The organism is Kitasatospora sp. NBC_00039, assembly GCF_045160625.1.
Taxonomy (GTDB): Bacteria; Actinomycetota; Actinomycetes; order Streptomycetales; family Streptomycetaceae; genus Kitasatospora.
In genome coordinates, this window is record NZ_CP108289.1 from 2,695,048 (window position 1) to 2,714,979 (window position 19,932).

15 protein-coding genes and 1 riboswitch are annotated in these 19,932 nt (G+C 73.4%); of the genes, 12 read left to right on the forward strand and 3 right to left on the reverse strand.

What is annotated here, in order from left to right:
* Positions 1-314 precede the first annotated feature (314 nt).
* The 7 genes from ccrA (at position 315) to OG286_RS12040 (ending at position 8,743) form a co-directional block, all read left to right on the forward strand.
* The gene (gene ccrA, locus OG286_RS12010; protein WP_405361681.1) at positions 315-1,652 is read left to right on the forward strand and encodes a crotonyl-CoA carboxylase/reductase; all 1,338 of its coding nucleotides are present in this window, start codon (positions 315-317) and stop codon (positions 1,650-1,652) included.
* A 10-nt stretch (positions 1,653-1,662) separates the two neighbouring features.
* A complete protein-coding gene (locus tag OG286_RS12015) occupies positions 1,663-3,690 on the forward strand; it encodes a protein meaA (protein ID WP_396324206.1) in 2,028 nt (675 codons plus the stop codon).
* A 25-nt stretch (positions 3,691-3,715) separates the two neighbouring features.
* Positions 3,716-4,678, forward strand: coding sequence for an HpcH/HpaI aldolase/citrate lyase family protein (locus OG286_RS12020; RefSeq protein WP_396324207.1), 963 nt, complete (start codon positions 3,716-3,718; stop codon positions 4,676-4,678).
* Positions 4,679-4,697: 19 nt separating this feature from the next.
* Positions 4,698-5,201, forward strand: coding sequence for a MaoC family dehydratase (locus OG286_RS12025; protein WP_030059972.1), 504 nt, complete (start codon positions 4,698-4,700; stop codon positions 5,199-5,201).
* A 249-nt stretch (positions 5,202-5,450) separates the two neighbouring features.
* Positions 5,451-6,653, forward strand: coding sequence for an acyl-CoA dehydrogenase family protein (locus OG286_RS12030; RefSeq protein WP_396324208.1), 1,203 nt, complete (start codon positions 5,451-5,453; stop codon positions 6,651-6,653).
* A gap of 532 nt (positions 6,654-7,185) precedes the next feature.
* A complete protein-coding gene (locus OG286_RS12035; protein WP_396324209.1) occupies positions 7,186-7,878 on the forward strand; it encodes a phosphatidylserine decarboxylase in 693 nt (230 codons plus the stop codon).
* A complete protein-coding gene (locus OG286_RS12040; RefSeq protein WP_374105984.1) occupies positions 7,865-8,743 on the forward strand; it encodes a phosphatidylcholine/phosphatidylserine synthase in 879 nt (292 codons plus the stop codon). Before OG286_RS12035 ends, OG286_RS12040 begins: the two co-directional genes overlap by 14 nt.
* Before the next feature lie 96 nt (positions 8,744-8,839).
* Here the strand turns inward: OG286_RS12040 and OG286_RS12045 are convergent, their stop codons facing one another.
* The 3 genes from OG286_RS12045 to OG286_RS12055 all read right to left on the reverse strand — a co-directional run bounded on the left by OG286_RS12045 (position 8,840) and on the right by OG286_RS12055 (position 12,612).
* Entirely contained in the window at positions 8,840-10,165 is a 1,326-nt protein-coding gene (locus OG286_RS12045; protein ID WP_405361677.1) for a hypothetical protein, read from the reverse strand.
* A gap of 450 nt (positions 10,166-10,615) precedes the next feature.
* Positions 10,616-11,731 (reverse strand): alpha/beta hydrolase, encoded by a 1,116-nt coding sequence (locus OG286_RS12050; RefSeq protein ID WP_405361675.1) that lies wholly within the window; start codon positions 11,729-11,731, stop codon positions 10,616-10,618.
* 170 nt (positions 11,732-11,901) lie between these two features.
* On the reverse strand, positions 11,902-12,612 hold the full coding sequence (locus OG286_RS12055) for a helix-turn-helix domain-containing protein (protein ID WP_405361673.1): 711 nt from the start codon (positions 12,610-12,612) through the stop codon (positions 11,902-11,904).
* Positions 12,613-12,863: 251 nt separating this feature from the next.
* Positions 12,864-12,995, forward strand: a riboswitch (cobalamin riboswitch).
* A 95-nt stretch (positions 12,996-13,090) separates the two neighbouring features.
* Between OG286_RS12055 and OG286_RS12060 the strand changes: the two genes are divergently transcribed.
* The 5 genes from OG286_RS12060 to OG286_RS12080 all read left to right on the forward strand — a co-directional run bounded on the left by OG286_RS12060 (position 13,091) and on the right by OG286_RS12080 (position 19,748).
* Positions 13,091-14,056: a cobalamin biosynthesis protein gene (locus OG286_RS12060; RefSeq protein ID WP_396324213.1), complete on the forward strand. Its 966-nt coding sequence runs from the start codon at positions 13,091-13,093 to the stop codon at positions 14,054-14,056.
* Positions 14,053-15,570, forward strand: a complete 1,518-nt coding sequence (locus OG286_RS12065; RefSeq protein ID WP_396324214.1) for a cobyric acid synthase — start codon at positions 14,053-14,055, stop codon at positions 15,568-15,570. The genes OG286_RS12060 and OG286_RS12065 overlap by 4 nt, the downstream gene beginning before the upstream one ends.
* On the forward strand, positions 15,563-17,671 hold the full coding sequence (locus tag OG286_RS12070; protein ID WP_405365198.1) for a putative cobaltochelatase: 2,109 nt from the start codon (positions 15,563-15,565) through the stop codon (positions 17,669-17,671). The genes OG286_RS12065 and OG286_RS12070 overlap by 8 nt, the downstream gene beginning before the upstream one ends.
* Positions 17,672-17,676: 5 nt before the next feature.
* Positions 17,677-18,282, forward strand: coding sequence for a cob(I)yrinic acid a,c-diamide adenosyltransferase (cobO, locus tag OG286_RS12075; protein WP_396324216.1), 606 nt, complete (start codon positions 17,677-17,679; stop codon positions 18,280-18,282).
* A gap of 89 nt (positions 18,283-18,371) precedes the next feature.
* A complete protein-coding gene (locus OG286_RS12080; RefSeq protein WP_405361669.1) occupies positions 18,372-19,748 on the forward strand; it encodes a cobyrinate a,c-diamide synthase in 1,377 nt (458 codons plus the stop codon).
* Positions 19,749-19,932 lie beyond the last annotated feature (184 nt).

Below are 19,932 nucleotides of genomic sequence, written 5' to 3' on the forward strand. Positions count from 1 at the left end.
GGAGTGCCGGTGCGGGCCCTTCGCGCACCCGCGCACCGGCGCTCGAACGCGGATTTGATCCACCCGAATTGATGACACCCGGTGTCTTTACGAGTGGCACAGGGTGCCACTACCTTGTTACCCACCAGTCCGCGGCGCCGCGGCTCCCCACCTCGGCGCGCCGTGTCAGGCGCTCCCACACCCCGGGAGCTGTGCCCAGCACACCAGGCCCACCAGCCACACCACCCACCACCCATTTCAGCGAAGCCGGTGTCCGCTCCCGGCTCCCCCAGACGCCCTGTGCCCCTCACACAGGTACGCCTTCGGAGGCAGCCATGCAGGAAATCCTCGACGCGATCCTCAGCGACAACGCCACGTCGGAGGACTACGCCGCGATCAAGCTCCCCGAGTCCTACCGAGCCGTCACGCTCCACAAGGACGACGAGCAGATGTTCGCGGGCCTCGACAGCCGCGACAAGGACCCGCGCAAGTCCCTTCACCTCGACGATGTCGCCCTGCCCGAGCTGGGCCCCGGTGAGGCGCTGGTCGCCGTCATGGCGAGCGCGGTGAACTACAACACCGTGTGGAGCTCGATCTTCGAGCCGGTCTCCACCTTCGGCTTCCTTGAGCGCTACGGCCGGCTCTCGCCGCTGACCAAGCGCCACGACCTGCCGTACCACGTGGTCGGCTCGGACCTCGCGGGCGTGGTGCTGCGCACCGGCGCCGGGGTCAACGCCTGGAAGCCGGGCGACGAGGTGGTCGCCCACTGCCTCTCCGTCGAGCTGGAGTCCTCGGACGGCCACAACGACACGATGATGGACCCGGAGCAGCGGATCTGGGGCTTCGAGACCAACTTCGGCGGCCTGGCCCAGCTGGCCCTGGTGAAGACCAACCAGCTGATGCCCAAGCCCGCCCACCTGACGTGGGAGGAGGCCGCCTCCCCCGGCCTGGTCAACTCCACCGCCTACCGCCAGCTGGTCTCGCAGAACGGCGCGGGCATGAAGCAGGGCGACAACGTCCTGATCTGGGGTGCCAGCGGCGGCCTCGGCTCGTACGCCACCCAGTACGCGCTGGCCGGCGGCGCCACCCCGATCTGCGTGGTCTCCAACGACCAGAAGGCCGAGATCTGCCGGGCGATGGGCGCCGAGGCGATCATCGACCGCTCCGCCGAGGGCTACAAGTTCTGGAAGGACGAGAACACCCAGGACCCGCGCGAGTGGAAGCGCCTGGGCGGCCGGATCCGCGAGCTGACCGGTGGCGAGGACGTCGACATCGTCTTCGAGCACCCCGGCCGCGAGACCTTCGGCGCCTCGGTCTACGTCACCCGCAAGGGCGGCACCATCGTCACCTGCGCCTCGACCTCCGGCTACATGCACCAGTACGACAACCGCTACCTGTGGATGTCGCTGAAGAAGATCGTCGGCTCGCACTTCGCCAACTACCGCGAGGCCTGGGAGGCCAACCGCCTGGTGGCCAAGGGCAAGATCCACCCGACGGTCTCCAAGGTCTACAGCCTCGACCAGACCGGCCAGGCCGCGCTGGACGTCCACCACAACAAGCACCAGGGCAAGGTCGGCGTGCTCTGCCTGTCCCCCGCCGAGGGCCTGGGCGTCCGGAACGCCGAGCTGCGCGAGAAGCACCTGCCGGCCATCAACCGCTTCCGCGACATCTAAGGGCGATCCGATGACCGATCAGAAGCGTGACCGGCCCTGGCTGATGCGCACGTACGCGGGGCACTCGACCGCGAGCGACTCCAACGCGCTGTACCGGCGGAACCTCGCGAAGGGCCAGACCGGCCTCTCCGTGGCCTTCGACCTGCCGACCCAGACCGGCTACGACTCCGACCACATCCTCGCCCGCGGCGAGGTCGGCCGGGTCGGCGTGCCGGTGGGCCACGTCGGCGACATGCGCACCCTGTTCGACGGCATCCCGCTCGAGCAGACCAACACCTCGATGACGATCAACGCCACCGCGATGTGGCTGCTGGCGCTCTACCAGGTGGTCGCCGAGGAGCAGGGCGCCGACATCGCCAAGCTCACCGGCACCACCCAGAACGACATCGTCAAGGAGTACCTCTCGCGCGGGACGCACGTCTTCCCGCCCGGGCCCTCGGTGCGCCTGATCACCGACATGATCGCCTACACGGTCGGCAGCATCCCCAAGTGGAACCCGATCAACATCTGCAGCTACCACCTCCAGGAGGCCGGGGCCACCCCGGTCCAGGAGATCGCCTACGCGATGTGCACCGCCATCTCGGTGCTGGACGCCGTCCGCGACTCCGGCCAGGTGCCGGCGGAGCGGATGGGCGAGGTGGTCGCCCGGATCTCCTTCTTCGTCAACGCCGGCGTGCGTTTCGTCGAGGAGATGTGCAAGATGCGCGCCTTCGCCCAGCTCTGGGAGAAGGTCACGCTGGAGCGGTACGGCATCCAGGACCCGAAGCAGCGCCGGTTCCGCTACGGCGTCCAGGTCAACTCGCTGGGCCTGACCGAGGCGCAGCCGGAGAACAACGTCCAGCGGATCGTGCTGGAGATGCTCGCCGTCACGCTCTCCAAGGACGCCCGCGCCCGGGCCGTCCAGCTGCCCGCCTGGAACGAGGCGCTCGGCCTGCCGCGGCCGTGGGACCAGCAGTGGTCGCTGCGCATCCAGCAGGTGCTCGCCTACGAGTCCGACCTGCTGGAGTACGGGGACATCTTCAACGGCTCCGAGGTGATCGAGGCCAAGACCGCCGCGCTGCTGGCCGGCGCCGAGGCCGAGATCGCCAAGGTGCTGGAGATGGGCGGGGTCATCCCCGCCGTCGAGTCCGGCTACCTGAAGTCCAACCTGGTCTCCTCGCACGCCGCCCGCCGGGCCCGGATCGAGTCCGGCGAGGACAAGATCATCGGGGTCAACTGCTTCGACACCACCGAGGAGAGCCCGCTCACGGCCGACCTCGACACCGCGATCATGGTGGTCGACCCGGCCTCCGAGCAGTCCGTGCTCGCCTCCCTGGAGAAGTGGCGCGAGCAGCGCGACGAGAGCGCGGCGCTGCGCGCGCTGGAGGAGCTCAAGGCCGTCGCCGCCACCGACGCCAACCTGATGACCGCGACGCTCGCCTGCGCCCGCGCCGGGGTCACCACCGGCGAGTGGTCCTTCGCCCTGCGCGAGGTCTTCGGCGAGTACCGCGCGCCCACCGGCGTCGGCGGCGCCCCGGTCGCCGTGGCGGCCGAGCCCGGCGGCGAGCTGGCCGCCGTCCGTGCGGCGGTCGCCGCGACCGCCGCCGAGCTGGGCAGCGGCAAGCTGCGCCTGCTGGTCGGCAAGCCCGGACTGGACGGGCACTCCAACGGCGCCGAGCAGATCGCCGTCCGGGCCCGCGACGCCGGGTTCGAGGTGGTCTACCAGGGCATCCGGCTGACGCCCGAGCAGATCGTCTCCGCAGCCGTCGCGGAGGACGTGCACTGCGTCGGCCTGTCGATCCTCTCGGGCGCCCACTCCGAGCTCGTGCCCGACGTCCTGCACCGGCTGCGCCGGGCCGGGGTGGAGGATGTCCCGGTGATCGTGGGTGGCATCATCCCGGCAGCGGACGGCGAGGCCCTCAAGGCCGCCGGCGTCGCCGCCGTGTTCACCCCGAAGGACTTCGGCATCACGACCATCATCGGCCGGATCGTGGACGAGATCCGGCTGGCCAACAGGCTCCAGCCGTGGACGCCGACCCCCGCCGCGTCCAGCAGCTGATCCCGGAAGGAACCGACCACCCCTCATGGCTAACGTCAACCGCCTGCGCCCCCGCCGCTCCTGCCTCGCCGTGCCGGGCTCCAACCCGCGCTTCCTGGAGAAGGCCCAGGGCCTCCCGGCCGACCAGGTCTTCCTCGACCTGGAGGACGCCTGCGCCCCCCTGGTGAAGGAGAGCGCCCGGCACAACATCGTCGACGCGCTGAACAACGGCGACTGGGGCAAGAAGACCAAGGTCGTCCGGGTCAACGACTGGACCACCCACTGGACGTACCGCGACGTGATCACGGTCGTCGAGGGCGCCGGCCCGAACCTCGACTGCATCATGCTGCCGAAGGTCCAGGACGCCGAGCAGGTCAAGGCGCTGGACCTGCTGCTCACCCAGATCGAGAAGACCATGGGCTTCGAGGTCGGCAAGATCGGCATCGAGGCGCAGATCGAGAACGCCAAGGGCCTGATCAACGTCGACGCGATCGCCGAGGCCTCCCCGCGCCTGGAGACCATCATCTTCGGCCCGGCCGACTTCATGGCCTCGATCAACATGAAGTCCCTGGTGGTCGGCGAGCAGCCGGCGGGCTACCCGGCCGACGCCTACCACTACATCCTGATGCGCATCCTGATGGCCGCCCGCGCCAACGACCTGCAGGCCATCGACGGCCCCTACCTGCAGATCCGCAACCAGGAGGGCTACCGCGAGGTGGCCGGCCGCGCCGCCGCGCTCGGCTTCGACGGCAAGTGGGTGCTCCACCCGGACCAGGTCGCCGCCGCGAACGAGATCTTCTCGCCCTCGCAGGAGGACTACGACCACGCCGAGCTGATCCTCGACGCCTACGACTGGTGCACCTCCGAGGCGGGCGGCGCCAAGGGCTCCGCGATGCTCGGCGACGAGATGATCGACGAGGCCAGCCGCAAGATGGCCCTGGTCATCGCGGGCAAGGGCCGCGCCGCCGGCTTCCAGCGCACCTCCAAGTTCGAGCCCCCGCAGGCCTGACCCCCTAAGGACCACTGAGATGCAGTTCGGACGCACCTACGAGGAGTTCGAGGTCGGCGCGGTCTACAAGCACTGGCCCGGCAAGACGGTCACCGAGTACGACGACCACCTCTTCTGTCTGCTCACCATGAACCACCACCCGCTCCACATGGACACCAACTATGCGGAGAAGACGACGGACTTCGGCAAGAACGTCGTGGTGGGCAACTACATCTACTCGCTGCTGCTCGGCATGTCCGTCCCGGACGTCTCCGGCAAGGCGATCGCCAACCTGGAGATCGAGTCGCTGCGGCACATCGCGCCGACCTTCCACGGCGACACCATCTACGGCGAGACGACCGTGCTCGACAAGTGGCCGTCCAAGTCCAAGGACGACCGCGGCATCGTCTACGTCGAGACCAAGGGGTACAAGCAGGACGGCACGGTCGTCTGCATCTTCCGCCGCAAGGTGATGGTGCCGACCGAGACGTACATCAAGGAGCGCGGCGGCGAGCAGCCCGGCCGTCCCACTCCCCTCTCCTGAGCCCGGGAGACCCACGGACCCCGGAGCTCCCGGAACCTCGGAGCTCCTGGACCCCGGACGGGTAGGCCGCCGTCATCGGCCGATCCCCACCCGGAACGGGGGCCCTGCTGCCGCAGCCACGCCGGCAGGGCCCCCGGCAATCCCCCCCCCCCGCTTTTTTGCTCTCCCCCACCCTCCCGTCGCCCGCCGCCACCCTTTCGAGGGAGCGCCGCGCGACACCCCTTCTCTCTTCGCCACAGGAGCCGCACGATGGGACGCCTCGCACAGACCGACGGCCTCACCGAGATCCAGCGGGACATCCTCGCCACCGTGCGGGATTTCGTCGACAAGGAGATCATTCCGGTCGCGACCGAGCTGGAGCACAAGGACGAGTACCCCACCGCCATCGTCGAGGGCATGAAGCAGCTCGGCCTCTTCGGGCTCACCATCCCCGAGGAGTACGGCGGCCTCGGCGAGTCGCTGCTCACCTACGCCCTGGTGGTGGAGGAGATCGCCCGCGGCTGGATGTCCGTCTCGGGCATCGTCAACACGCACTTCATCGTGGCGCACATGATCAACGCGCACGGCACCCAGGAGCAGAAGGACTACTTCCTGCCGAAAATGGCGGCCGGCGAGATCCGCGGCGCCTTCTCGATGTCCGAGCCCGGCCTCGGCTCCGACGTTTCGGCCATCTCCACCAAGGGCGTCAAGGACGGGGACTTCTACGTCCTCAACGGCCAGAAGATGTGGCTGACCAACGGCGGCACGTCCACCCTGGTCGCGGTGCTCTGCAAGACCGACGAGGGCGGCAGCTCCCCGTACAAGAACATGACCACCTTCCTGATCGAGAAGACGGCGGGCTTCGGCCCGAACCCGGCCGTCCCCGGCCTCACCGTGCCCGGGAAGATCGAGAAGATGGGCTACAAGGGCGTCGACACCACCGAGCTGGTGCTCCAGGACGTCCGCATCCCGGCCGACCGCGTCCTCGGCGGCGTCCCGGGCAAGGGCTTCTACCAGATGATGGACGGCGTCGAGGTCGGCCGCGTCAACGTGGCCGCCCGCGGCTGCGGCGTCGCCCGCCGCGCCTTCGAGCTGGGCATCTCCTACGCCCAGCAGCGCTCCACCTTCGGCAAGAAGATCGCCGAGCACCAGGCGATCCAGTTCAAGCTCGCCGAGATGGCCACCAAGGTCGAGGCCGCCCACCAGATGATGGTGATGGCCGCCCGCAAGAAGGACGGCGGCGAGCGCAACGACCTCGAGGCCGGCATGGCCAAGTACCTCGCCTCCGAGTACTGCAAGGAGGTCGTCGAGGACGCCTTCCGCATCCACGGCGGCTACGGCTTCTCCAAGGAGTACGAGATCGAGCGCCTCTACCGCGAGGCCCCGATGCTGCTCATCGGTGAAGGTACTGCGGAGATCCAGAAGATGATCGTCGGCCGCCGCCTGCTGGAGGAGTACCGCATCGCGGAGTGACCGACGGTGACCCGGCCCCCGGGTGCGGCGACGCGCCGAGGGTCGGGAGAACGGCCCGTTGACGGCCGGACGACGGGCGTGCGGGCCCGTCCCGGCACCCCGCCGTGCCCACCACGGCCCCGGCCTGGTCCGCCTGGGGTCCGGCACGGCTCCCGAAGCGGCCGCAGGGCGTACAGCTGCTGTCACGCGCCTTGCGGCCGCTTCGGCGCACCCTCACCCGCCCCGCCGGACGGCGGCACCACCCCCCACCCGGGGTACGGCGCCACGCCGCGCCCGGTTCCGCCGGCCCACCCGTTGAGACAAGAGTCACCCGCCCCGTGCGGACCCTTGGGAACCGGAGCGGGTCGAGCTACGGTCGTATACCAAGGAGGCGCGACGACGCCTCACGCAGGACACATGAACGAGCAGGCGGGTTGCCCACCCACCGTGTGCTCCCGATAGCATCCACCGGGACAGCAGCCGTCCCTCTATTACTCGATCCCCGCGGTGGCCCCCGTCCAGCGGCCATGATCCCCCGCGACAAAGGTCTTCGATGCCCATCAGCCCGTCCCCTCACACCTCCGTCACGGACCGCGATGCCCTCGCAGCCACGACGGCCGGCCGGCGACCCCGCGTGACCATCGCGCGCGGAGCCACCCCCTGGTTCGTCCCCACCCTCGCCACGGCCGCCGTGACCACCGCCCTCACCCGGCGCAGTGGCAAGTGGGCCCTGGCGGCTGTTCCTGCCTGTGCGCTCGGCGCGGGCATGCTGTGGTTCTTCCGCGACCCCGAGCGTGAGATCGGCACCGGCACGGTGATCTCGCCCGCCGACGGCGTGGTGCAGAGCATCGACGCCTGGCCGGACGGCCGCACCCGGGTCGCGATCTTCATGAGCCCGCTCAACGTCCACGTCAACCGGGCGCCCCTGCCCGGCACGGTGACGTCCGTCGAGCACGTCGCCGGTGGCTTCGTGCCCGCGTTCAACAAGGACAGCGACCAGAACGAGCGGGTCGTCTGGCACTTCGACACCGAACTCGGCGACATCGAGATGGTGCAGATCGCGGGGGCCGTGGCCCGCCGGATCGTGCCGTACGTGGACGCCGGTACCAAGGTCGAGCAGGGCGATCGGATCGGTCTGATCCGCTTCGGCTCCCGGGTCGACACCTACCTGCCGGCCGGCGTCGAGGTCGGCGTCGAGGTCGGCCAGAAGACCACAGCCGGGGTGACGCGCCTTGACCGTGACTGAACCTGAGACGATCGTCGGTCTGGACGACGAGGAGACGGCCCTGCGCCGCCGCCGCTGGGCGCGCGACCGCGAGCTGCGTGCTCCGCGCTCTCCGCAGCACCTGTCCACCGCCGACTTCCTGACCCTGGGGAACGCCGTCTGCGGCTTCCTGGCGATCTACTCGATCACCACCGGGGTCCTGGTCCCGCACATCACCAACCCGGACGCCGCGCCGGACAAGCACAGCGCCGCCACCGCGGTGACGCTGCTGCTGATCGGTTCGATGTGCGACCTCTTCGACGGGCTGGTGGCGCGCAAGCTGCGCTCCTCGGCCCTCGGGGCCGAACTCGACAACCTGGCCGACCTGATCAGCTTCGGCATCGCGCCGGCCTACTTCGTCGCGGTCTGGGGCATGGTCTCGCCGGGCTCCGACAGCCGGCTCTCGGCCCTGATCGCGCTCACGGTGCTGCTGTCCGTGGTGCTGCGGCTGGCCCGCTTCTCGGCCGTGAAGATGCGGCCGGGGGTGTTCCAGGGCATGCCCTGCCCGATGGGCGCCATGACGGTGATCGCCATCGTGCTGCTCGACCCGCCGTTCCTGCCCGGCCTGCTGGCCATCGCGGGCACCGCGTACCTGATGATGAGCCGGATCGAGTACCCGAAGCCGCAGGGGCTGCTGGCCACCGCCACGCTCTGCTGGATCGTCCTCTCGATCGGCTGCCTCGCGGCCTGGGCGACCGGCCTCAAGGGCGGCGACTACCTGCTGCACATCGGCGCCTACGGCCAGATCACGCTGGCCGCGATGGCCCCGCTGCTGGTCATCCGGCGCAAGGTCGGCCAGAAGGTCGGGGACGTGCGGGCGCGCCGCGCCGAGTCGCGGCTCGACTGATCACGACACGCACGGCGAAGGGCCCGGATCCGGTGAACGGATCCGGGCCCTTCGTCGTGTCCGGTGTCGTCCGGGCGACGCGGCCGTTCCCGCGGCTCAGGCGCCGCCGCGGTGGACGCTGAAGGCCGAACGGCGGGCCGCGCGGGCCACGGCCGGGTCCGGGTGGACCCCGGAGACGGCGGTCAGCACCGAGGCCGCCCGGGGGTGCCCGGACTGCCGGGCGCGGGCGAACAGCCGGACCGGGTCACCGGCCGAGGCGCCCTCGACATGGCCCACCAGCAGCTCGGTCTCCCCGTGGTCCAGTACGGCCGCGGCGGTGTCCACCCAGAGCCAGGCGGCGTCCTCCGCCCCCAGCACGTCCGCCGGGGCCACGCCCTCGTCCGACTGCTCGGCCAGCCAGAGCAGCGCGTACGGGCGCAGCACCGGCTCGTCCACGGCGGCCCGCACGGCCTGCTCGGCGGTGGAACCGGCCACCCGCAGCGCCTCGAAGGCGAGGCCGCGCACCAGGGCGTCGTCACCCTGCGCGGCGTCCAGCAGCTCGGCCACGGCGCGGTCGGCCGGGCGGGCGGCCACCCAGGCGCGGAACTCGGCGCGGGCCGGGCCCGGCGAGTAGTCGGCGCAGGCGTTGAGCAGCTCGAAGGCGCTCTGCTCGATGTGGCCGGCGGCGGTCTGCGCGACGGTGCAGATCTCCTCCAGCTTGGCCCGCACCGCCCAGTGCCCCAGCGGGGACAGCTCGGCCGCCTCGTCCTTGCGGACCACCGCGCCGACGGCGGCCAGGCCGTCCAGCATCCAGTCCAGGACGGCGGCGACGTCGGCGGTGGCGGCCGGGGTGTCGATCTGCGGCTCGCGGCAGGTGCCGCGGACGGCCGAGACGGCGGACGCGGCGTGCGGCACGGGCGACAGGCCCAGCGCCCCGGTGCCGCCGCCGACCCGGCGCTCGTCCAGGCCGCGGCGCAGCAGCTCCAGCAGCTCGCTGTCGGCGACCGGGCCGGCCACCAGGTGCAGGAAGGAGAGCAGCTGCGGCGCCTGGTCGACGGCCTGCCCGGCGAGCACCGCGAAGACGCCGCGCAGGGCGGCCGGCGGCACCGGGGCGAGCAGTGTCCAGGCGTCGAACAACGCCGACCAGCCGCGGACCACGGCCTCGTCGTCGTACTCCCAGGCGTGCAGGCGCCAGCCGGGGGCTGCGCCGCCGTCCCGGGCCTCGACCAGGCCGACCAGCAGGGCCTGGCCCCACGCGTTGGCGGCGGCGCCGACCGTCATGGCCAGCGCGCGGCCGGCCGCGCGGGCGTCCTCGGGGAGCAGCTCGCCACGCTTGTCGACCTCGGCGAGCTCACCGGCCCAGCGGGCGATCCGGACGGCGTCGACCAGCATCCGCCGGGCCAGCGGCGCGAGCTCGGCGGGAGCGGGGAAGCCCTCGGGCACCGGGACCCGGCCACGGCCGGGAGCGGGTGCGGGGCCTCGTCGGCGGGGTACGCCGGGGCCGCCCGGCCGGGCGCCGGCGGGGTGGTGGGCCGTTCCGGGGAGACGGGTAACCGTCGCACCGGAACCGATCGTCGGCGGGAGCGGGGCATCACGGTCGCGCGGGTTCCGAGACGTCACGTCGTGCAGTCTTCCCCTTGTACCGGCCTTCTGTCACATCCGGTTCGCCACGGGCACCGGGAGGCGGGCGCGGGGGGGTCCACAAGATCGGGCAACAGAGGCCAAACCGCCTGGCCGGATCTGTGTGGCGTGGGCACGTCATGCAAGCGCCGTGACGGGCGGGAGGAGGAAGAAAAGGGGGCGAGGAGGCCACGGAGACGGCCGGTGAAGGCGGCACGGCGCCCCGGCGGCCCAGCTCGGCCGCCGGGGCGCCGCCGGGGGCGCCACCAGGGATCAGAGGAGCGGCGTGAGCCAGCGGCGGAGGTGCTCCTCGTAGCGGGCCGGGTCGGCGTTCCAGAGGGCCGCGTGGTCGCCGCCGGGGACGGGCTGGAGTCCGACCACGTCGGAGCGGCGGCCGGCGAGCCGGGCGGCGGCCTGCCAGGGCGCCACCGGATCGTCCGGGCCGTGCAGGACGAGGGTGGGCACCCGCAGGTCGGTACCGTCCGCGATTCGCGCGAAGTCGGCCAGGTCGACGCCGGTGCGGCCCTCTGCCGCGAGGGCGCCCAGCTCGGCGGCGGCGCCGCGGAAGCCGGCCCGGGCGGCGCCCCGGCGGGCGGTGGCGGGCAGGTCGAGGACGGGCGAGTCCAGGATCAGGCCGCTGATCGAGGAGGCCCAGGCGGACCGGGCGGCGGTCTGCAGGGCGATGGTGGCGCCGACCGACCAGCCGTAGAGGATGATCCGCCCGGCGCCACTGTCCAGGGCGAGCCGCACGGCCGCCTCGACGTCCCGCCACTCGGTCTCGCCGAAGTGGCCGAGGCCGTCCGGGGAGGCGGGCGCGCCCGCGTCCCCGCGGTAGGTGACGGCCAGGGCGGGCAGACCGAGCCGGTCCAGCAGCGGAAGCACCGGGAGGGTCTGCTGCCGGTCGGCGCCGGCGCCGTGGATCAGCACGACCCAGGTGCCGCGCCTGCCGTCGACGTACCAGGCCGGGAAGGCGCCCAGCTCGCCCGCCGCGGTGGTCTCGGTGAACGGCAGGCCGAGGGCGCCGGTCGGGTCGCCGAGGTGGACGCGGGGGGTGAAGCGGACCGCGGTGCCGGGCGTCAGGGTGCCGCGGTCCGCGCGGGCCAGCCGCCGGGTGACGCCCCGCTCGTCGCTGTGCAGGATCTCGTCGACCACGGCGTGCCCGTTGTCGCCCCACTCGACGGCCCAGCGGCCAGGGCGGGTGCTCTCCGGGCTGCGGGTGAAGGTGACGCGCCCGGGGGCGAGGGCCTGGACCAGGACGGGGCCGGCGGCCCGCCCCCGGGCCTCCGACGGGCGGACCATTCGCTCGGAGGCCCTTCGGCCGATGACCAGCACGACGGCCCCGGCACCGACGGCGGCGGCCGCCACGGCGGCTGCGGTTCCCCAACGCATATCGCTCCCCGCTCTGTTGGTCGTGGACTGGGCACTGTACCCACCAGTCCACTCGCGGGGGCGGCGCCCGGCCACCGGGCACGGCCGTCCGGGTCATGCCGGGCCCGTGCCGGGACGGCGCTCGCATGCGCGGGCGGGACCGCGTGCGCATGCGCGGGCGAGAGAGCCCCTCAGACCGGGATCTCGGTCCCCAGCCGCCCGAGCAGCTCCCAGAACCGCTCGCCGAGCGGCTGCTCCGGCTGCTCGCTCCGCGCCACCGGAACCGGGGGGCCCCAGCTGCCGGCGCCCCAGTGGGAGGAAACCTGGTTCTCGTTCTGCAGCACCGTCAGCACGGCGGCGAGGTCGCCCTCGTGCACCGGCACGATCCGGCCGATCGCCCTGACGTGCGCCTGCCAGCGGCCGTCCACGCACTGCCGCAGCCGCTGGTCGAGCTCCTCCCGACGGCCCGTCACGGCGACCAGTTCGCGCAGGGTCAGGCCGAGCACCCGGGCGAGTGCGTACGTCTGCTCCTGGTCGCCGTCCCAGACGCCGGTGGCCTCGGCCCGCCGGTAGTGGTGCAGGGCCATGCCGATCCTGCGGGCCGCGTGCTCCTGGTTGAGCTCGCGGGCGACCCGGAAGTCCCTCAGCCCGGCCGGGAGGACCCCCATCAGCTGGGCGGGCGGGCACCAGAGGGCGCGGGCCAGCGCGATGAACTCCTCCTCGGTCGGGCGCAGCTCGCCGCTCTCCCAGCCGAGCACATGGGCGGGCAGCAGCCGCACCCCGTGCGCGGCCATGCCCTCGGCCACCCGCTCGGGGGTCAGGCCGAGGCCGGCGCGATGCGCGCGGGCGGCCGCGGGCGAGAAGGGCACCGGGGGCACGGCGGGGGGCTGTCTTCGTCGCATGGCCCGACGGTAGGGGTCGGCGGTCGGACCGCCCCAGCCGCCGAACGCACGAAGCGCGACTGTAGGGGCCTACAGGCCGCTGGACGATCGCACAGGCTGTCATGCCCCTGCGGGGGGTGGCGATCGGAGGTAGCGACGGGGACGGGAACGGGGCGGGAAACGGGGAGACCGTGTGACCAAACCCTCCGTGACCTTGGTTGACTCGCGGTTCGGCCCCGTGATGGGATCCTTCAGCCAATACGGAGGCATGCAGAGGAAGCCGGTGAGAGTCCGGCGCGGTCCCGCCACTGTCACCGGGGAGCACGTCCGGACGATGCCACGGCGGGCCGTCAGAAGCCGCTGGAAGGCCCGGAAGTGCGTTCGACCCGGAAGCCAGGAGACTCTCGCCCCCGGTACGTCGATCCAGGGCGCGGACCCTGAGTGAGGACATGCACGCCATGCAGGCTGCCCCGCCCCTCCGAGCCCTCTGCTGTCCGCCGTGCGCCCGCTGACCCGCGCCGCCGCCTTCGCGCTGGGCGCCGTCGCGGGGTATCTCGCCGACGCCCGGTTCGCCGACCCGCGCCGCGGCCACCCGGTGGCCGTCTTCGGCAGCGCGGCCGGCCGGCTGGAGAAGCGGCTCTGGCGCGACCACCGGGCCGCCGGCGCCGCCTACACCGCGCTCTGCGTGGGCACCGTCGCCGCCGGCGCGGTGGCCGCCGAGCGCGTCCTCGGCCGCCGGCCGCTGGGCCGGGCCGCACTGGCCGCCGCCGCGACCTGGACGGTGCTCGGCGGCACCTCGCTGACCCGTGAGGCCCGGACCATCGGCCGCTCGCTGGCCGCGGGCGATCTGACGGCGGCCCGCGCGCGGCTGCCGCACCTGTGCGGGCGCGACCCGAGTGCGCTGGACGGACAGCAGATCGCCCGCGCGGTGGTCGAGTCGGTCGCCGAGAACACCGCCGACGCCGTGGTGAACGCGCTGGTCTGGGGCACGGTCGCGGGCACGCCCGGGCTGCTGGCGTTCCGGGCCGTCAACACCCTGGACGCGATGGTCGGCCACCGTTCGCCGCGGCACGCCCGGTTCGGCTGGGCCTCGGCGCGGCTGGACGACGTGGCGGGCTGGCCGGGCGCCCGGCTGACCGCCCTGCTCACGGTGGCCGCCGCGCCCGAGCCCCGGACCGCCTGGCGGGTCTGGCGGCGGGACGGCTCCGCGCACCCGAGCCCCAACGCGGGCCAGGCCGAGTCGGCCTTCGCCGGAGCGGTCGGCGTCCGGCTCGGGGGCACCCTGCGCTACGGCGAGCGCATCGAGCACCGGCCGGTGCTGGGCGAGGAGCTGCGGCCGGTGACGGTGGACGACATCGAGCGCGCCTGCCGGCTCTCCCGCAGGGTGGGCGCGCTGGCACTGGGTACGACCGTGGCCGGGCACCTGGTGATCCGGGCTTTCACGAGAAGGAGGGGGAACGCATGAGCAACGCGCTTCTGGTCGCCGGAACGACCTCGGACGCGGGCAAGAGCGTGGTCACCGCGGGCATCTGCCGCTGGCTGGCCCGGCAGGGTGTCGCCGTGGCGCCGTTCAAGGCGCAGAACATGTCGCTGAACTCCTTCGTCACCGCCGACGGCGCCGAGATCGGCCGCGCCCAGGCGATGCAGGCCCAGGCGGCCAAGGTGGAGCCCGAGGCGGCGATGAACCCGGTGCTCCTCAAGCCGGGCGCGGACGGCCGCAGCCAGGTGGTGCTGCTCGGCCGCCCGGTCGCCGAGGTGGGCGCGCTGGACTACCGCGAACGCAAGCCCGTCCTGCTGGAGCGCGCCCTGGAGTGCCTGGCCGACCTGCGCCGCCGCTACGACGTGGTGGTCTGCGAGGGCGCCGGCTCGCCCGCCGAGATCAACCTGCGGGACCGCGACATCGCCAACATGGGCCTGGCCACCGCCGCCGGGCTGCCGGTCGTGGTGGTCGGCGACATCGACCGCGGCGGCGTGTTCGCCGCGATGTACGGGACGCTGGCGCTGCTCTCGGCCGAGGACCAGCGGCACGTGGCCGGCTGGTTCGTCAACAAGTTCCGGGGCGACGCGCGGCTGCTCGCGCCCGGCCTGGAGATGCTGCGCGAGCTGACCGGCCGCCCGGTGCTGGGCACCCTGCCGATGCTGCCGGACCTCTGGCTGGACGCCGAGGACTCGCTCGACCTGTCGACCGTGGTCGACCGGACCGCCGGCCGCGGGCCGCTCGGCGCGGACGTGCTGCGGGTGGCCGTGGTGCGCTTCCCCCGGCTCTCCAACTTCACCGACCTGGACGCGCTGGCCCAGGAGCCGGGCGTCCTGGTCCGCTGGGCCGCCCGGCCCGAGGAGCTGGCCGACGCCGACCTGGTCGTGCTGCCCGGCACCCGCGCCACCGTCGCCGACCTGGCCTGGCTGCGCGAGCGCGGCCTGGAGCCGGCGCTCAAGGCGCGGGCGGCGGCCGGGCTGCCGGTCCTCGGGGTCTGCGGCGGCTACCAGATGCTGGCGCGCACCATCGTGGACGAGGTCGAGTCCAAGTCCGGCGCCGTCGACGGCCTCGGGCTGCTGCCCACGCGCGTCCGCTTCGGCGCCGAGAAGGTGCTCGGCCGGCCGGCCGGTGAGGCGTACGGGCAGCGGGTCGAGGGGTACGAGATCCACCACGGGGTGGTGTCCGTCGAGGGCGGCACACCGTTCCTGGACGGCTGCCGGGTGGGGGCGGTCTGGGGCACGACGTGGCACGGTGCGCTGGAGAACGACGGGTTCCGGCGCGAACTGCTGCGCGAGGTGGCCGGGTTGTCGGGCCGGGCGTTCGTGCCCGCGCCGGACGTCTCGTTCGCCGAGGCGAGAGAGGCCCGGCTCGACCGGCTGGGCGACCTGATCGAGGAGCACGCGGACACCGACGCGCTGTGGAAGCTGATCGAGGGCGGGGTGCCGGCCGCGGGTTCGCTGCCGTTCCTGCCGCCCGGGGCCCCCTTGGAGAATCATGAGTGACGTCCGCTACCCCTTCACCGCGATCGTCGGTATGGCCGACCTGCGGCTCGGGCTGCTGCTCAACGCGGTCTCCCCGGCCGTCGGCGGCGTGCTGGTGCGCGGCGAGAAGGGCACCGCCAAGTCGACCATGGTGCGCGCGCTGGCCGGCCTGCTGCCGTCCATCGCCACCGTCGACGGCTGCCGCTTCGCCTGCGACCCGGCCGCACCGGACCCGCACTGCCCGGACGGCGCGCACGGCGGCCTGCCGGCGTCCGAACGCCCGGCCCGGCTGGTCGAGTTGCCGGTCGGCGTCTCCGAGGACCGGATCGTCGGCTCGCTCGACCTGGAGCGGGCGCTCGCCGAGGGCGTCAAGGCGTACGAGCCGGGGCTGCTGGCCCAGGCGCACCGCGGCGTGCTCTACATCGACGAGGTCAACCTGCTCCAGGACCACGTGGTGGACCTGCTGCTGGACGCAGCCGCGATGGGCCGCTCGTACGTCGAGCGCGAGGGCGTCTCGGTGCGGCACGCGGCGCGGTTCCTGCTGGTCGGGACGATGAACCCGGAGGAGGGTGAGCTGCGGCCGCAGCTGCTCGACCGGTTCGGCCTGACCGTCGAGATCGCTGCCACCCGGGAGCCGGCCGAGCGCGCCGAGGTGGTCCGCCGCCGGCTGGCGTACGACGCCGACCCGGCCGGGTTCGCCGCGCGGTTCGCCGAGGACGAGCGGGCACTCGCCGAGCACATCACCGTGGCACGGGAGTTGCTGCCGAAGGTCGAGCTGACCGATGTGGCGCTCCGTCAGATCACCGCCGTCTGTGCCGCGTTCGAGGTGGACGGGCTGCGCGCGGACATCGTGATGGCGCGCACCGCCGTCGCGCTGGCCGCCTGGGCCGGGCGCACGGAGGTGCTGGAGGAGGACGTCCGCAAGGCCGCCCAGCTGGCACTGCCGCACCGCCGCCGGCGCAACCCCTTCGACGCGCCGGGGCTGGACGAGGAGCAGCTGGACCGGACGCTGGAGGAGCACGCCCAGCCCGAGGAGCCGCAGCCCCAGGACCCCCAGCCCGAGGACCCGCGACCGGACGACCCACGGCCGGAGGGCCCCGAGGACGACGGACCCGGCCCGGACGGCGGCGGCCCCGACAACGGCGGCGGCGGCGCACCCGAGCCGGCCGGGCCCGAGGCCCCCGCGGGCGCCGACGCCCCCGCCCCCGCCCCCGACGCACCCCAGGACGCCCCCGAGCAGCAGCCGGTGCCGGCCCAGCACCCCGCCCCCGCGCGGGAGTCCGCCCCGGTGGCGGCCGGCGACCCGTACCGCACGAAGCTGTTCAGGGTGGACGGCACCGGGAAGGGCGCCCAGGGCCGCCGCTCCCCCGCGGAGACCGACGGCGGCCACACCATCCGCGCCCGCCGCCCGCAGGGCCGGCTGGCCCGGCTGCACCTGAGCGCCACCCTGCAAGCCGCCGCGCCGCACCAGGTGGCGCGCGGGCGGGCGTCCCGGGCGCTGCTGCTGCAGAAGGACGACTTCCGCGAACAGGTCCGCCAGGGCCGGGAGTCCAACCTGGTGCTCTTCGTGGTGGACGCCTCCGGCTCGATGGCGGCCCGGCAGCGGATGACCGCCGTCAAGGGCGCCGTGCTCTCGCTGCTGATGGACGCCTACCAGCGCCGCGACAAGATCGGCATGATCACCTTCCGCGGCGCGTCCGCCGAGCTGGCGCTGCCGCCGACCTCGTCCGTCGAGGTCGGCGCGGCCCGGCTGGAGTCGCTGCCCACCGGCGGCCGGACCCCGCTGGCGGCCGGACTGCTGCGCGCCCACGAGGTGCTGCGGGTCGAGCGGATGCGCGACCCGCACCGCCGTCCGCTGCTGGTCGTGGTGACCGACGGCCGGGCCACCGGCGCCCGGGACGCCGTCGCGCAGTCGCGGCGGGCGGCCGGACTGCTGGCCGCGCACGGCGTGGCGAGCGTGGTGCTGGACTGTGAGTCCGGGCCGGTGCGGCTCGGCCTGGCCCGTACGCTGGCGGCGCAACTCGGCGCCTCCGCCGTGACCCTGGACGAGCTGCGCGCCGAGGGCGTGGCCTCGCTCGTCCGTGAGAACCGCTCCACCCACGCGATACGAAAGGCGGCCTGATCCCGATGCCCAAGGGTGTTCCCGAGAGCGTTCCCGAGGACGGCCTGACGACCCGTCAGCGCCGCACGCTGCCGATCACGGCCGTGCACACAGGCCCCGGCAAGGGCAAGTCCACCGCCGCGTTCGGCATGGCGCTGCGGGCCTGGAACCAGGGCTGGCCGGTCGGGGTCTTCCAGTTCGTGAAGTCCGCCAAGTGGAAGGTCGGCGAGGAGAACGCGTTGCGCGTGCTCGGCGCCTCCGGCGAGGGCGGCACGGTCGACTGGCACAAGATGGGCTCCGGCTGGTCCTGGATCCAGCGCTCCAGCGAGATGGAGACGGACAGCGAGGCGGCCGCCAAGGAGGGCTGGGAGCAGGTCAAGCGCGACCTCGCCGCCGAGACCTACCGCTTCTACGTGCTGGACGAGTTCACCTACCCGATGCACTGGGGCTGGATCGACCCGGACGAGGTGGTGTCCGTGCTCAAGGACCGCCCCGGCAGCCAGCACGTCGTCATCACCGGCCGGTACGCCCCCGAGGCGCTGACCGACTTCGCCGACCTGGTCACCGAGATGACCAAGGTCAGGCACCCCATGGACGCCGGCCGCAAGGGCCAGCGCGGTATCGAGTGGTAGCCCGTTGAGAGTGGCCTGCCGTTGAGTATGGCAGGCCGTCGAGAGTGGCCTGCCGTCGAGAGTGGCAGCCCGTTGAGAGTGGTAGGCCGTTGAACACCATCCCCCGTCTCGTCGTCGCCGCGCCGTCCTCCGGCTCCGGCAAGACCACCGTCGCCACCGGTCTGATCGCCGCGCTCGCCGCGCGCGGGCTGGCGGTCTCCCCGCACAAGGTGGGCCCGGACTACATCGACCCGGGCTACCACGCGCTGGCCGCCGGCCGGCCGGGCCGCAACCTGGACGCGTTCATGTGCGGGCCGGAGCGGGTCGCGCCGCTCTTCCTGCACGGCGCGGCCGGCGCGGACGTGGCGGTGGTCGAGGGCGTGATGGGGCTGTTCGACGGCGCGTCCGGGCGCGGCGAGCTGGCGTCCACCGCCCACGTGGCCAAGCTGCTGCGGGCACCCGTGGTGCTGGTGGTGGACGCCTCCTCGCAGTCCCGCTCGGTGGCCGCGCTGGTGCACGGCTTCGCCTCCTGGGACCCGGAGGTCCGGCTCGCCGGGGTGATCCTCAACCGGGTCGCCTCCGACCGGCACGAGCTGCTGCTCCGCGAGGCGCTGGAGGAGGGCTCCGGCGTACCCGTGCTGGGCGCGGTGCGCCGCTCGGCGGCGGTCGCCACGCCGTCCCGCCACCTCGGCCTGATCCCGGCCGTGGAGCGCTCGGCGGAGGCCCTGAAGGCGGTGGCCGACATGGGCGGGCTGATCGCCGCCTCGGTGGACCTGGACGCGGTGCTGGCGCTGGCCCGGACCGCTCCCCCGCTGGACGCCGCCCCCTGGGACGCCACCGCCGAGGTCACGCCGGTCGCCGGCACGCCCCGGATCGCGGTGGCCGGCGGCGCCGCGTTCTCCTTCTCGTACGCGGAGAACGCCGAGCTGCTCACCGCGGCGGGCGCCGAGGTGGTCCCGTTCGACCCGCTGCACGCCGACGGGCTGCCCGAAGGCACGGCCGGTCTGGTGATCGGCGGCGGCTTCCCCGAGCTGTACGTCCGGGAGCTGAGCGCGAACACCCAACTGCGCACAGCGATCGCCGCGTTCGCCGCCTCGGGTGCGCCGATCGCCGCCGAGTGCGCCGGACTGCTCTACCTCGGGCGGGAGTTGGACGGCCTGCCGATGTGCGGCGTGCTGGACACGGCGGCCCGGATGACCGAACGGCTGACCCTCGGCTACCGGGAGGCCGTCGCACTCCACGACTCGCCGCTGGCGCCGGCCGGCACCCGGGTACGCGGGCACGAGTTCCACCGCACGGTCTGCGAGCCCGCGGCGGGCGAACGGCCGGCCTGGGGCTGGCGGCTGCCGGCCGGTCCGCGCACCGAGGGCTTCGCCGGCCGCACCCCCGACAACGTTCACGCTTCGTATCTGCACCTGCACTGGGCAGGATCACCGCAGCTCGCCGCCTCCTTCGCGGCCGCCGCGGCCGCGCACCGGGCGGGCTGAGCGCAGCCGACGGGCCCTCGAGTCCGGTGGTTTCCTTGACCCCGGGCGTCAGGATAGGGACTGACAACCGCATATCACCCTTTTTCGCAACCGGTATCGGCCTGCCGCACCCGCTCCTCTTTGGTCCGCGACGCCACCCTCGCCCTCGGCGGCCTGCTCCCCGGCCGTGTCCTGCTCGGCCGCG

What these genes read in the sequence shown, in the direction of transcription:
- OG286_RS12030 (WP_396324208.1), top strand. Translation starts at nt 5,451, where the DNA reads ATGGGACGCCTCGCACAGACCGACGGCCTCACCGAGATCCAGCGGGAC.
- OG286_RS12065 (WP_396324214.1), top strand. Translation starts at nt 14,053, where the DNA reads ATGAGCAACGCGCTTCTGGTCGCCGGAACGACCTCGGACGCGGGCAAG.
- OG286_RS12035 (WP_396324209.1), top strand. Translation starts at nt 7,186, where the DNA reads ATGCCCATCAGCCCGTCCCCTCACACCTCCGTCACGGACCGCGATGCC.
- ccrA (WP_405361681.1), top strand. Translation starts at nt 315, where the DNA reads ATGCAGGAAATCCTCGACGCGATCCTCAGCGACAACGCCACGTCGGAG.
- cobO (WP_396324216.1), top strand. Translation starts at nt 17,677, where the DNA reads ATGCCCAAGGGTGTTCCCGAGAGCGTTCCCGAGGACGGCCTGACGACC.
- OG286_RS12055 (WP_405361673.1), bottom strand. Translation starts at nt 12,612, where the DNA reads ATGCGACGAAGACAGCCCCCCGCCGTGCCCCCGGTGCCCTTCTCGCCC.
- OG286_RS12025 (WP_030059972.1), top strand. Translation starts at nt 4,698, where the DNA reads ATGCAGTTCGGACGCACCTACGAGGAGTTCGAGGTCGGCGCGGTCTAC.
- OG286_RS12015 (WP_396324206.1), top strand. Translation starts at nt 1,663, where the DNA reads ATGACCGATCAGAAGCGTGACCGGCCCTGGCTGATGCGCACGTACGCG.
- OG286_RS12020 (WP_396324207.1), top strand. Translation starts at nt 3,716, where the DNA reads ATGGCTAACGTCAACCGCCTGCGCCCCCGCCGCTCCTGCCTCGCCGTG.
- OG286_RS12070 (WP_405365198.1), top strand. Translation starts at nt 15,563, where the DNA reads ATGAGTGACGTCCGCTACCCCTTCACCGCGATCGTCGGTATGGCCGAC.
- OG286_RS12050 (WP_405361675.1), bottom strand. Translation starts at nt 11,731, where the DNA reads ATGCGTTGGGGAACCGCAGCCGCCGTGGCGGCCGCCGCCGTCGGTGCC.